The sequence below is a fragment of the Psychroflexus aestuariivivens genome (assembly GCF_004010055.1).
Classification (GTDB): Bacteria; Bacteroidota; Bacteroidia; order Flavobacteriales; family Flavobacteriaceae; genus Psychroflexus; species Psychroflexus aestuariivivens.
Genome location: NZ_RQVT01000046.1, coordinates 1 through 13,243 on the forward strand (window position 1 = coordinate 1; position 13,243 = coordinate 13,243).

Sequence of the window (13,243 nt, forward strand, 5' to 3'; positions counted from 1 at the left end):
AACTTCTCGATACTATTTCAATAGCTTCTTATCGAATCTTTTGAAATCACTCGAAGTGACAAATTTAGATTGAAAGATATTAGATTTCAGATGTTAGACTCATGAATTTGAAACAGAAAATTTGAAATATTATGGCCTACAGCTTAAGATGCATAGCATTAAAACATATTTATGTAGTTTAAATCTAACTGATCAAGTTCCTGATGTAGGTGTAATATTCTCCTTTTTTGCCTTCAACTTTAACTTGGAGGTCGTTTTTGGTGAGCCAGTTTTGGCGGTAGGCGATTTCTTCCAAACAAGCGATTTTCAAACCTTGGCGTTTTTCAATGGCATGAACAAATTGTGTAGCTTCACTTAAGGCTTCATGGGTGCCAGTATCCAACCAGGCAAAACCACGGCCTAAAAGTTGAATAGCAAGTTTGTCTTCGTCCAGATAGGCTTGGTTGACCGATGTGATTTCTAATTCTCCGCGATGTGATGGCTTTACCATTTTGGCTTTTTGAATCACTTCATTGGTGTAAAAATACAAGCCAACCACTGCATAGTTGGATTTAGGATGTTTGGGTTTTTCTTCTAAAGATTTGACGTTTCGGTTTTCATCAAATTCAGCCACACCATAACGCTCCGGATCTTTCACATAATACCCAAAAATAGTTGCTTTGCGTTCAGCCTCGAGCTTTTGAACGGCTGCTTTCAAAATCGGCACAAAACCTTGTCCGTAAAACAAATTATCGCCTAAGACCAAACAGACATCATCATTTCCAATAAAATTTTCACCTATGATAAAAGCTTGTGCCAAACCATCTGGTGAAGGTTGCACTTCATAAGATAAATTGATGCCATAAGCAGAACCATCGCCCAAAAGTTTTTCAAATAAAGGCAAGTCGTTTGGTGTAGAAATAATCAGAACATCTTTAATTCCAGCTAACATTAAAGTCGATAAGGGATAATAAATCATAGGTTTATCGTGAACTGGCAACAATTGCTTAGAGACGACTTGGGTTAATGGATCTAGTCTAGTGCCGCTACCACCGGCAAGGATTATTCCTTTCATTATAATTGATTTTTTTGGTTATGGGTTTTCTATTTAAATACAAAGGCGTTTTCATTTAGACTTGAAAACGCCTTTTATACTTTTTAATTTCCTATAATATTTATTTTGAAACCGATCTCTTCCATTTTCAACTGATCAAGAATGCGTCGACCATCAAACACAAAGGCTGGTTTGTACATTTTTTCGTAAATGTCTGCCCAATCTAAAGTTTTGAATTCATCCCATTCCGTCATTACAGCGATAGCATGTGCGTTATGGCAGGCTTCTTTCGCTGAACTGACGACTTTCACGCGTCTGCGAATTTCTTCAGAACTATGATGTCCTAGGTATTCCAAATCTGCATAAATCTGTTCCGTTTTGACTTTTGGATCATAAACAATGATGTCTGCCTGTTCATTCAACAAATGATCTGACACATAAATCGCAGCAGATTCGCGGGTGTCATTCGTGTCTTTTTTGAAGGCCCAGCCCAACATTGCAATTTGCTTACCAGAAACTGTGTTGTATAGCGTTTTGACAATGTTTTTGGCAAATCGACGTTTTTGGTGATCGTTAAGTATAATGACTTGCTCCCAGTAATCAGCAACTTCTTCCAATCCCAAAGTTTTGGCTATATAGACCAAGTTTAGAATATCTTTTTGAAAGCAAGAGCCACCAAAGCCTACCGATGACTTTAAAAATTTAGAACCAATTCTGGAATCCATACCTATGGCACGCGCCACTTCATCAACATTAGCGCCTGTTCTTTCACAAACTTCACTCATCGCATTGATACTAGAAATTCGTTGTGCTAAAAAGGCATTGGCCGTCAATTTTGACAATTCTGAAGACCATACGTTAGTGGTTAAAATTTGTGCTTCCGGCACCCAGTGTGCATAAACATCAACCAGAGCTTTCATCGCTGCTTGACCTTTATCTGTATCTATATCTCCTCCAATCAAAATACGATCAGGATCCAACAAATCATCAATAGCGGTTCCTTCGGCTAAAAATTCTGGATTTGACAAAATCTGAAAATCGACATCATTACCCGTGTTATGAAGAATATCCTGTAAGGCTTCAGCTGTTCTTACTGGTAAGGTTGACTTTTCTACTACAATTTTATCGTCTTTAGCTACACGAGCAATTTGACGAGCACAAAGTTCAATAAATTTTAAATCCGCAGCCATACCTTTGCCCATTCCATAAGTTTTGGTTGGCGTATTGACAGAAATAAAAATCATATCGGCTTCATCGATAGCCTCCTCAACTTTAGTTGAAAAAAATAAATTCTTACCCCTAGTTTCTGCCACTATATCAGACAGTCCAGGTTCATAAATTGGGATGTTTTCCACATTCGGGTCGTTCCATGCAGCCACACGTTCAGCATTGATATCGACGACATGCACCTTGATTTCCGGACATTTTTGGGCAATCACTGCCATGGTTGGTCCACCGACATAACCTGCGCCAATACAGCAAATATTTTTAATTGATTTCGTCATTGTACTTGATTATGATGTCATTAATTGATAATAGACTTTATGTTTATAATTTCTAAGTTATTGTCATTGAAAAGTTCTAGGCGAATTTATAAGAAAACTTTAAAAAAACAAGGCTACGAAATTAGATATTTTTTCTAGATTATTAGATATTAGATTTCAGATTTGAGACTCATATATTTGAAGTTGTTGGCTTTTTTCATTTAGCTTAAAGTTTATTGCATAAAGCTTATAGCTGAAGAGAGGGAGATTTGGGGAGAGTGAGAGATCTTAGATTTAAGATGTTAGACTCATAAATTTGACATATCCTACTGTCAGTTCGAGTGTTTATTACGGCTGGCAAGGATGTAATAGATGTATCGAGAACTATTCATGATTTAGTTAGAATAACTTCTCGATACTATTTCCCTGCTGCTGATTGCATCAGTAAAATCACTCGAAGTGACATTTTAGCTAATAGATTTGACGTTTCTAGGTTTTTAAATAAAACTGATGATTTGTTAAGAAAAACAGCATTATCTTTTTTAGCTCACCCTCGTTTCTATTGTTTTAAGTGTTCGTGAATCTCCTAAAGTCGATTTGTCATCGCCCAAAAAAGAAACAAACCCCGAAGCGTCGGGGCTAGGCCGATTTTATAATACTGGAAATACTAAAAACAAGTCTGCCTCCTGCTATTCCAGCAACCGTAAACTACTGCTTCCATCGCCAGCCTGTCGCAGTCTTGTTTTTGCATTTCAGGCGCATTTTAAAAGTAAGCCGGTTTTATTAGATGCTTAGATGTTAGACTCACAAATTTGAAATATCCTGCTGTCAGTTCGAGCCTGCCCGACAAGGTCATTCAGGTGGGTGTTTAGTACGACCAGCAAGGGCGTAATAAATGTATCGAGAACTATTCGTGATTTAGTTAGAATAACTTCTCGATACAATTTTCCAATTCACTAGCGTTCATTGAAAATCACTCGAAGTGACAAATTTAGATTGGGAGATTTTAGATGTCAGATCTTAGACTCAAAAATCTAAAATGAAAAATTTGAAATAGAAAATTTGAAATATTCAAGCTTACAGCCTACTGCCTATCGCTTAAAGCTAAAAAGATTAAGACTGTTAATAATAAATTGTTATGTCTTTATGCTTTTTAATTTTCTAAAATGTTCATCAACTTTTGATTTAGGTATAGTTTTTCTTTACCAACTCTTACTGATTTCAAAAAGCCTTTTTCTTCTAACGCCATCAAGTAGTTCCCAACTGTTTTTGGTGTTCCTAAGCCAACATCTATTAGGTTTTGTCTTTTTGTGTAAGGAAGCTTGAAAATGACTTCAACTAAATCTTTGGAATATATTTTTGGAAGTTTTTCTTTTATTTCTTGTCCGATTACCTCCATCAATTGAATAATTGATTCAAGTCTATCTAAGCCTTTAATTGCTGTTTCCTCTACCATGTCTAGCATGTAAATAATGAATACGGACCAATCATTTTTTTCAGTAACTGCTCTTAAACCTTTGTAATATTGGTCTTTATGTTTGATGATGTATTCACTTAGAAATAGGGCAGGAATATCCAGAAGCTCTTCTAATTTTAATTGAAGCAAAAGTAGAATCCGACCTGTTCTTCCATTACCATCTAAAAATGGATGAATGGCTTCAAATTGGTAATGTGATATTGCCATTTTGATTAAAGGGTCGATTGTATCATTATTATTTATGAAGGTTTCAAGATTGGCCATTTTTTCTCGAATGACGTCTTCACCTGAAGGAGGTGTGTATATTATTTCTCCATTTGTATTCGATAGTGTTGTTCCGGGCGTTATTCTTATTCCAGCTGTATTTTGTTTAATACATTGAACAATCTCGATACATAAATTAGTGGTGATAAAAGGTTTTTTTTTAAGGCTCTTAAAGCCAAGCCAAATAGCTTCTTTGTAGCTGATTACTTCTTTAGTTGCAGGGTTGTCGAATTTTTTATCCGCAACAACTGCTCGGTATAAATCGTCATTTGTTGTAATGATGTTCTCAATTTCAGAACTTGCCTTTGCCTCTTGTAAATGAATGGTGTCAAGAAACAAGCTAGGATTCGGTAGGTTTCTTATTGCTCCATTTAATTGAGCTAATGCTCTACTCGCTTTAATTGTTTTTGTTAAGATTTCTTTTGTTTCCAAGTCTGCTTTGGGTGGAAGTAGAGGAAGATTATTAAAGGGTTTGGATTTATCGAAGTTATTCATAAACGAGTGTAAATTTTACATCTGTGTATTAATCAAGGGTAAAAATAAGTAAAATTTACTTCTATCGGGTTGTAAAAGGTAAATTTTACTCTTGTTTTATCGCATGAGGCACAAATTGCAATATATCTCAAGGCTGTAATTACATTTGGCTTACTTGTTTATAGCTTATTGCTGAAGATGAGGAGATTGAGAAAGAGGAGATATTAGATATTAGATTTCAGATATTAGACTAATAAATTTGAAATATTTTGGCTTATAGCCTACTGCCTATAGCTTAAAGCTAAGGATTGGGAGATTTGGTGAGGGGGGAGATTGGTGAATTTCAGGTTACAGGTTGTTGAGATTCCGCATAAATTTCTTAGGGGATTTTGCGGAATGATAGTTTGTTGTGAATGACTCGTGGTTCTTGTGTCCTGTGTCCTGTCTCCTGTTTCTAGGTTCTTTTCTCCAAACTGTTGATTTCAGATGTCAGACTCATGAATTTGAAATGAAAAATTTGACATATCCTACTGTCAGTTCGAGTGTTTATTACGGCCGGCAAGGACATAATAGATGTATCGAGAACTATTTATGTTTGAATTACAAAGACTTCTCGATACCATTTCCCTGCTGCTAACCGCATTAGTAAAATCACTTGAAGTGACATTGAGATACTCAAATTTAAAATGAAAAATATGAAATATCGTGAAACTTAAAAATGTATCGAGAACAAGTTATGCTTTCTTCTCTCTACTCTGGATTGAAATGCAAATTAGCCGACTGCTAAATTCGTGTACTACAAAAAATATGTTTAATTTTAGAAAAAAAATCATGTTGAGCCGATATATCCTCTTTCTAGTTTGTTTCATAAATATGGGTTTATGGGCTCAAAAGCCAGGAAATTCAGACGCGTTTGCACATACATTCTCAATTCTAGCTCGTGATTCTGAAACTGGTCAAATGGCTGTGGGCGTCCAAAGTCATTGGTTTTCCGTGGGAACTGTTGTACCCTGGGGACAGTCTGGCGTAGGCGTAGTGGCAACACAATCTTTTGTCAATGAAGCTTATGGCTATGAAGGCCTGAAACTCATGTCCAAGAACATGTCACCAGCCAAAGTTTTGGAACAATTGCGCAACAAGGACGAAGGCCAAGTATTCAGGCAAGTCGCTATGATGTCTAATAATGGAGAAATTGCAGCCTTCACTGGCAACAAATGCGTGCAAGATGCCAGGCATATCATAGGTGAAAATTATTCTATTCAAGCCAATATGATGGTCAGTGAAAATGTGGTTTATAATATGCGTCAGGCTTTTGAAGAACATTCCGATTTAGCCTTGGCAGAACGCGTCGTCAAAGCCTTGGAAGCCGGACAAGCAGCTGGCGGAGACATTCGCGGTAAGCAATCTGCTGCATTGATTGTGGTTGATTCTAAACCTAGTGAATTGCCGTGGAATGATAAGTTGGTGGATTTACGGGTAGATGATCACAACCAACCGATTCAGGAGTTATCACGTTTACTAAACGTCCATCGTGCCTATGAATATATGGCAAAGGGTGATTTAGCCATGGAAGAAGGCAATGCAGAATCCGCTTTAGAGGCTTATCATCAGGCTGAAAAATTATTGCCAAATCAAGATGAAATTCAATTTTGGAAAGCGGTAGCTTTAGTCAATGCCAAACAGGTCAAAAACTCGATTCCAGTTTTTGAACGTTTATTTAAAAAGGATAAAAAATGGCAAGAGCTCTTAAAGCGACTTCCAGCATCTGAATTAATCGCTATTGACCAACCCGCACTAGATTATCTTTTAAAACTTTAACTATGAAAAAAATTATATTACTTATCAGTCTATGTCTTTTAGCTGCATGCCACGACAGTCCAAAAATAAGTAAAGGCAAACCTAAAGTTAAATCTGCCAAATACGGCATTGTAATTCATGGTGGAGCGGGTTACATTACCAAATCAGGACTCTCAGATTCTCTTCAAGAGGCTTATCATCAGAAATTAGAAGAAGCCATTAAACGCGGTCATCTTGTTTTAGAAAACGGTGGCACAGCGATGGAAGCTGTTCAAAAAAGTATTAATATTTTAGAAAATTCGCCTTTATTCAATGCTGGTAAAGGCGGTGTACTGAATGCGAATGGTGAAGTAGAAATGGATGCTTCTATCATGAATGGGGAAAACAAAAATGCTGGTGCAGTCGCAGGCGTTCAACGCATCAAAAACCCGATTAATCTGGCTAGAGATATTATGATTAACTCACCACACGTCATGCTTAGCGGGACTGGTGCAGAAGCCTTTGCCATAGATCAGGGTTACGATTTGTTGGACAAATCATATTTTATTACCGCTAAAAGTCAGCGTGCCTTGGAAGCCGTTCAAAAAAGACAATCTTCTAAAATTTCTAAGGTTGATGCGACTTTTATTCAAAATAGAAAGTTTGGCACAGTAGGTTGTGTGGCTTTGGATCAGGATGGTAATTTGGCTGCAGGCACGTCTACGGGCGGTATGACCAACAAAAAATGGGGACGCATCGGCGATTCACCTGTCATCGGTGCAGGCACTTATGCCAATAATGAAACCTGCGCCATTTCTGCCACTGGTCATGGTGAATATTTTATCAGAAATGTGGTAGCTTACGATATTTCAGCAATGATGGCGTACAAAGGCATTTCTTTGAAACAAGCTGCTCAACAGGTCATTCAGAAAAAATTAGCTGCTTTGGGCGGTGAAGGTGGCATCATTGGCATTGATCAAAAAGGAAATATGGTTGCTGAATTTAACACTCCCGGCATGTTCCGCGCTCAAATGAATTCGAAATCTGAAATTAAGATTGAAATGTTTGGAAAAGGTGTGGATTGAAGCTGGTTTCTTTAGATGCTTAGATATTATATTTTAGATGTTAGAACCCTGTATTTGAAGCTATTGGCTATTGGCGGTTGGCTGGAGATTTGGTGATTAATAATCTGAGGTTTAGAATTTTAGGTTTTAGATTAACTGATGTTTTCGGAAGAAAAACTTTCTTCTTCAAATATACATTCTATTCTTTTTTAGCTCAGCCTTGTTTTTGTTTAAGTGTTCGTGAATCTCATGAAGTCAATCTCTATTGATAAAGGCTTTTCCATTCTTTTTTCCATTGATGAAATCCCGAGGGGTCGGGAGAATCAAACCCCGAAGCGTCGGGGCTAGGCAAATTTTAAAATACTGGAAATGCTAAAAACAAGTCTGCCTCATGCTATTCCAGCAATCGTAAACTACTGCTTCCATCGCCAGCCTGCCGCAGCCTTGTTTTTGCCTTTCAGGCGTATTTCAAAAGTAAGCCAGTTTTCTTTAGATTGGTAAATGTTAGATTTCAGATACAAGACTTTTAAATTTTAAGCTGTTGGCTTTTTGCATTTGGCTTACTTGTTTAGAGCTGGAGATAGGAAGATTTGGTGAGGGGGAGATTGGGGTTTTTAAATTTTGAATTTTGAATTTCTGGTTTCCGATTGGCTGTCAGTTCGAGCCTGCCCGACAAGTTCATTCAGGCGAGTGTTTATTACGACCGGCAAGGGCGTGATAAATGTACTTCGACTATGCTCAGTAGAGCTATCGAGAACTTTTTATATTTGAGTTACAATGGCTTCTCGATACAATTTTCCTGCTGCTGACCGCATCCGTAAAATCACTCGAAGTGACATTTATTTCACTAGAAATATTCAAGCTTAAAGCCTATTGCCTATTGCCGGAGATTTGGTGAGCGGGAGATATTAGATTTTAGATATCAGTTTTTTAATTTCAGGTTACAGGTTGTTGAGATTCCGCATAAATTTCTTGGGAAATTTTGCGGAATGACAGTTTATTTATGATTGACTCGTGGTTCTTGTGTTCTGTCTCCTGTTTCTAGGTTCTTTTCTCTATACTGTTGATTTCAGGTTTCAGGTTTTCTAGATCCTGTTGCACTTTAAAAAAAGTTCAAACTAATTTGACTTTTCTAGCAAAGCCAGAGCATCTTTAGGATTGGCCTTGGGTTGTTGACAGGTTTTATTGACGCATACGTAAATCAAGGTTTTTGATTTCGCAGATTCTGAAGGTTTTTTACCTTTGAGTAAATCAAGGTTTTCTGAACTTCCGCCAAGATAAATGGCGTTGGCTTTATAATGTCGTTGCATTTCTAAAGCAAAATCCTGAGCGTCTTCACCCATAATCGCAACTTCATAAAAGGGATGCGTCATCCAACCTGCTAAAATTTGCCATGCAGCATGATAAGGTCCAGATTTATGAAGTTTTGTCTTAACCTGGGCAAGCATGTGTTCTGAAGTTTTCGTGTAGCTTTCCTCATCGAAATAACGCCCCAACAAGAATAAGCTTTTCGCCAATACTGCATTGGAAGCTGGAATGACATTATCGTTGATTTCAATTTTCTTGGCAATGAGTTGTTCTCCTTTGTTTGACGTGTAGAAAAATAATCCGCTGCGGTCGTCTTGAAAGTCTTCAATACAAATTTCAGCTAAATCTCGGGCATTGTCTAAATATTCTTTATTGAATGTCACTTGATATAGCTCAATGAGCGCTTCAATCAGAAAAGCATAATCGTCCAAAAATCCAGAAATGCTGGCTTTTCCATTTTTATAGTTTCTGAATAATCGACCATCTTTAATTTTCATAGTCTTCAACAGAAATTTAGCATTCTGTTCTGCTAATTTAAGATCTTCCGATCGACCAAGTGCTTTATAAGTCTGAACCAAAGCTTTCAGCATCATAGCATTCCATGATGTAAGTACTTTATCATCCAGCCCTGGTCGTTCTCTTTTGGAACGCCTTTGAAACAATTCAGTTTTGATCTTTTTTAATTGTGCATAAAATTCACCAGTTGCTTCATCATTATTTAAAGCAAAATCTTCTGGTCGTGATTTTGTAAATAAAATATTCCGACCTTCTTCCCAATTGCCTTTGGGTTTGGTATTATAAAATTTTTCAAAAAAAGTCAAATCTTTAGAACTTAAAACTTCAACCAATTCTTGATGTTTCCAGGTATAAAACTTGCCTTCTTCGCCTTCAGAATCGGCATCAAGTGAAGCCCAAAAAGCCGTGTTCTCGTCCATGAGTTCACGTTTCACGAAATCAATGCTTTCCATAATGATATTTTTGTAGTGCTGATCAGGTTGAATACGATAGGCTTCTGCATACAATTCAATAAGTAATGCATTATCGTAAAGCATCTTTTCAAAATGTGGAGCAAACCACACGCCATCTACAGCATATCTGGAAAATCCACCCCCAATTTGATCGTAAATTCCACCAAAACTCATGTGGTCTAGCGTATGTTGAACTGCTTTTAAAGCTTCTTTTTCACCAGTTAAGACATAATATTGCAAAGGAAATAGCCAAGTGTTTGCCATCGGAAATTTAGGTGCGCCTTTGAAACCGCCATATTCGTCATCTATATATTTTTGCCAAAATTGAAACAAAGTTTTATATTCAGTTTTAGAAATTACAGAATCTGTTGATTGCTGTGGTGAAATTTCATCTATGGTTCGAATGCCTTCAGTTAACTTTTCTGCTGTGCCTAAAAGTTGATCATACTGCTTGTCATAGACTTTGGCAATATTGTCAAGTACTTTTTTCCATTTGTCTTTTGGGAAATAAGTCGCGGCATAAAACGGTCGTCCATCGGGCAAGGCAAATGCATTGAGCGGCCAGCCGCCACGTCCAGTTAAAATTTGGGCGGCATCCATGTAAATTTGATCGATATCTGGCCGTTCTTCGCGATCCACTTTGATGCAAATGAAATGTTTATTCATCAAATTAGCCACATTTTCATCTTCAAAAGATTCGTGTGCCATAACGTGACACCAATGACAAGCAGCATAGCCTATACTAATGAGTAAAGGTTTGTTTTCATTTTTGGCTGTGTCTAAAGCTTCTTCATTCCATTCGTGCCAATGCACTGGATTGTCTTTGTGTTGCAGTAGATACGGACTTGTGGCTTTTGAAAGTTGATTTGCCATGGATTTTGATTTTATGCTTTAGTTGGTATTCATTCTTAAAGCTAGTATTTTACAAATATCGTAAACTTTGATTAGTCTTTGATTATTATGAGATATGGTTTTTTTGGTTTCAGGTTGGTTTAGTTTCAAGTTACAGGTTTTGTACGAAGATTAGGTGATTTGGAGATACATTATAGGTTACATTTCAACTTGGAACTTTCTAACTTGTAATTTGGAACTGTTTGGCTAGTGATTGGTGATTTAAAGCTGTTGGCTTTTGGCTGTTAGCTTTTGGCTGGAGATTTGGTGAGGGGGAGATTGGGAGAATTCTGAATTTTGAATTAAAAATTGCAGGTTGTTAAGATTTCGCATAAATTTCTTGGGAAATTTTGCGGAATGACAGTTTATTTATGATTGACTCTTGGTTCTTGTGTCCTGTCTCCTGTTTCTAGGTTCTTTTCTCCTTTTTCTACATTCGTGAATCTCCTATTCTTTTTTTAGCTCACCCTCGTTTTTATTGTTTTAAGTGTTCGTGAATCTCATTCGTCGATTTCCATTAATGAAGGCTTTTCCATTCTTTTTTTCCATTGCCGAAAAAAAGAATCAAAAAAAGTCTAGGCCGATTTTAAAATACTGGAAATCCTAAAAACAAATCTGCCTCCTGCTATTCCAGCAACCGTAAACTACTGCTTCCATCGCCGGCCTGCCGCAGCCTTGTTTTTGCATTTCAGGCGTATTTTAAAAGTAAGCCGGTTTTCTTTAGATTGGTAGGTTTTAGATGTCAGACTCATATATTTGAAGCTGTTAGCTTTTGGCTGTTGGCTGAAAATTTGGTGAGGGGGAGATTGGGAGAATTCTGAATTTTGAATTAAAAATTGCAGGTTACAGTGTATTGAGATTCCGCATCAATTGCTTTGGAAATTTTACGGAATGACAGTTTAAAAAAACGGTAGGCTTTTTGGCTCATGATTCCTGTTTCATGGCTCTTCCCCCCTTTTTTATTTTTCTTTTCTCAATAGTGTTAATTTCAGGGTTAGAGGTTTCAGGTTATCGGGTTGATTTCAACTTGAAACTTATAACCTGTAATTCAGAAGTGACTCAGGCTTTTGACATATCGGATTCAACAGGTTCTGTAATTTCCTTAATTAAAATTAAAATCACGGCTTAGTGACAATCAGTCATTTATATTTGCTCAAAAAAAAATGCGCTGGATAATTACTTTAGTTATACTGCTTGTTATAGAAATTTATGCTTATCAAGCCTTTAGAACCATTTTCAAAATTCGGTATCTAGCGTTTTTATATTTTGGCATCACCATTTTTGTAATTGGTCTTACAATTTATAGTTTCAATCAGCCCAATCCAGCGGGAGGTTTCAGTGGACTTCGCGGCTATATGATTGGTCTAATTTTAAGTTTAATAACTTTGAAAGCGGTGGTGACAATCTTTGTCTTTGGAGAAGACATTGCGCGTTTCTTTATTTATTTATACAGAAAACTGTTTACAGATTCAGGGCAAAGCTTTCCGTCACGGCGAAAATTTGTGAGTACCGTAGCGCTTGGGTTGGGAGCTATTCCATTTCTGTCTTTGCTTTATGGCATGTTCAAAGGTCGTTATGATTTTAGGGTTTTGAAATATGAATTGACTTTTGACAATTTACCTCCCGAATTTGATGGTTACCAGATTACCCAAATCAGCGATATCCACAGTGGAAGCTTCGACAATACAGAGAAGATAGAATATGCAGTTGATTTGGTCAATGACCAAGCTTCAGATGTTATTTTTTTTACCGGAGATTTAGTCAATAATTTAGCTACCGAAATGTCTGTTTGGACTGATATTTTTGGAAGTTTGAAAGCTAAAGACGGCGTATATTCCATACTTGGCAATCACGATTATGGCGATTACTACGATTTCGAAAATGAAAATGCTAAAGCAAAAAATCTGGACGATCTTGTTCAAATTCAACTTGATATGGGTTGGGATTTACTTCGAAATGAACATCGAGAAATTACGCGTGGAGATTCAAAAATTAATCTGATTGGTGTTGAAAATTGGGGCAAAGGTGGTTTTAAAAAAGCAGGCGATTTTGACTTGGCGTCAAAATCTGTAGATTCAGAATCTTTTAAAATTCTACTCAGCCATGACCCGTCTCACTGGGATGAAATTATAAAAAATCATCCAAAAGATGTGCAACTGACTTTAAGCGGTCATACCCACGGGATGCAATTCGGTATCGAAATTCCGGGTTGGTTCAAATGGAGTCCGGTGCAATATCGATATACACAATGGGCGGGAATTTATAAAAAAGCCCAAAGATTTCTGAATGTAAATCGTGGTTTTGGTTATTTGGCTTATCCAGGAAGAGTCGGAATTTGGCCGGAAGTTTCTGTTATCACACTGAAGCGTTCGGAGCAGGTTTAGTAATTTTGAGTTGGTTGACTAGTAAACTAGTTGACTGGTGAATTGGTTTACTGGTGAATTGGTGATTATAGGTTGCAGGTTATTGAGTTTTGAATTTCAGATTGGAGCTATAGACTTTTT

The 13,243-nt window shown here is 37.0% G+C and carries 7 protein-coding genes; 3 read left to right on the forward strand and 4 right to left on the reverse strand.

Going from position 1 to position 13,243, the window contains the following annotated elements:
* Positions 1 to 184: 184 nt before the first annotated feature.
* The 3 genes from rfbA to EIG86_RS07955 form a co-directional block, all read right to left on the reverse strand.
* The gene (gene rfbA, locus EIG86_RS07945; protein ID WP_127845640.1) at positions 185 to 1,054 is read right to left on the reverse strand and encodes a glucose-1-phosphate thymidylyltransferase RfbA; all 870 of its coding nucleotides are present in this window, start codon (positions 1,052 to 1,054) and stop codon (positions 185 to 187) included.
* A gap of 83 nt (positions 1,055 to 1,137) precedes the next feature.
* Positions 1,138 to 2,538 carry a nucleotide sugar dehydrogenase gene (locus tag EIG86_RS07950; protein WP_127845641.1) on the reverse strand — a complete coding sequence of 467 codons (1,401 nt, stop codon included), beginning with the start codon at positions 2,536 to 2,538 and terminating at the stop codon, positions 1,138 to 1,140.
* 1,132 nt (positions 2,539 to 3,670) lie between these two features.
* Positions 3,671 to 4,753, reverse strand: a complete 1,083-nt coding sequence (locus EIG86_RS07955; protein WP_127845642.1) for a Fic family protein — start codon at positions 4,751 to 4,753, stop codon at positions 3,671 to 3,673.
* Between the two features lie 852 nt (positions 4,754 to 5,605).
* Between EIG86_RS07955 and EIG86_RS07960 the strand changes: the two genes are divergently transcribed.
* A complete protein-coding gene (locus tag EIG86_RS07960) occupies positions 5,606 to 6,550 on the forward strand; it encodes a DUF1028 domain-containing protein (protein WP_240032192.1) in 945 nt (314 codons plus the stop codon).
* Between the two features lie 2 nt (positions 6,551 to 6,552).
* Positions 6,553 to 7,593 (forward strand): isoaspartyl peptidase/L-asparaginase family protein, encoded by a 1,041-nt coding sequence (locus EIG86_RS07965; protein ID WP_127845643.1) that lies wholly within the window; start codon positions 6,553 to 6,555, stop codon positions 7,591 to 7,593.
* A gap of 1,097 nt (positions 7,594 to 8,690) precedes the next feature.
* Here EIG86_RS07965 and EIG86_RS07970 read toward each other — a convergent pair.
* Positions 8,691 to 10,721 (reverse strand): thioredoxin domain-containing protein, encoded by a 2,031-nt coding sequence (locus EIG86_RS07970; protein WP_127845644.1) that lies wholly within the window; start codon positions 10,719 to 10,721, stop codon positions 8,691 to 8,693.
* A 1,181-nt stretch (positions 10,722 to 11,902) separates the two neighbouring features.
* Between EIG86_RS07970 and EIG86_RS07975 the strand changes: the two genes are divergently transcribed.
* A complete protein-coding gene (locus EIG86_RS07975; RefSeq protein ID WP_127845645.1) occupies positions 11,903 to 13,123 on the forward strand; it encodes a metallophosphoesterase in 1,221 nt (406 codons plus the stop codon).
* Positions 13,124 to 13,243: the final 120 nt, after the last annotated feature.

Bases quoted from the DNA above. Each gene is read 5' to 3' on its own strand.
- EIG86_RS07950 (WP_127845641.1), bottom strand. From the start codon at position 2,538: ATGACGAAATCAATTAAAAATATTTGCTGTATTGGCGCAGGTTATGTC.
- EIG86_RS07965 (WP_127845643.1), top strand. From the start codon at position 6,553: ATGAAAAAAATTATATTACTTATCAGTCTATGTCTTTTAGCTGCATGC.
- EIG86_RS07975 (WP_127845645.1), top strand. From the start codon at position 11,903: ATGCGCTGGATAATTACTTTAGTTATACTGCTTGTTATAGAAATTTAT.
- EIG86_RS07970 (WP_127845644.1), bottom strand. From the start codon at position 10,721: ATGGCAAATCAACTTTCAAAAGCCACAAGTCCGTATCTACTGCAACAC.
- EIG86_RS07955 (WP_127845642.1), bottom strand. From the start codon at position 4,753: ATGAATAACTTCGATAAATCCAAACCCTTTAATAATCTTCCTCTACTT.
- EIG86_RS07960 (WP_240032192.1), top strand. From the start codon at position 5,606: ATGGGTTTATGGGCTCAAAAGCCAGGAAATTCAGACGCGTTTGCACAT.
- rfbA (WP_127845640.1), bottom strand. From the start codon at position 1,054: ATGAAAGGAATAATCCTTGCCGGTGGTAGCGGCACTAGACTAGATCCA.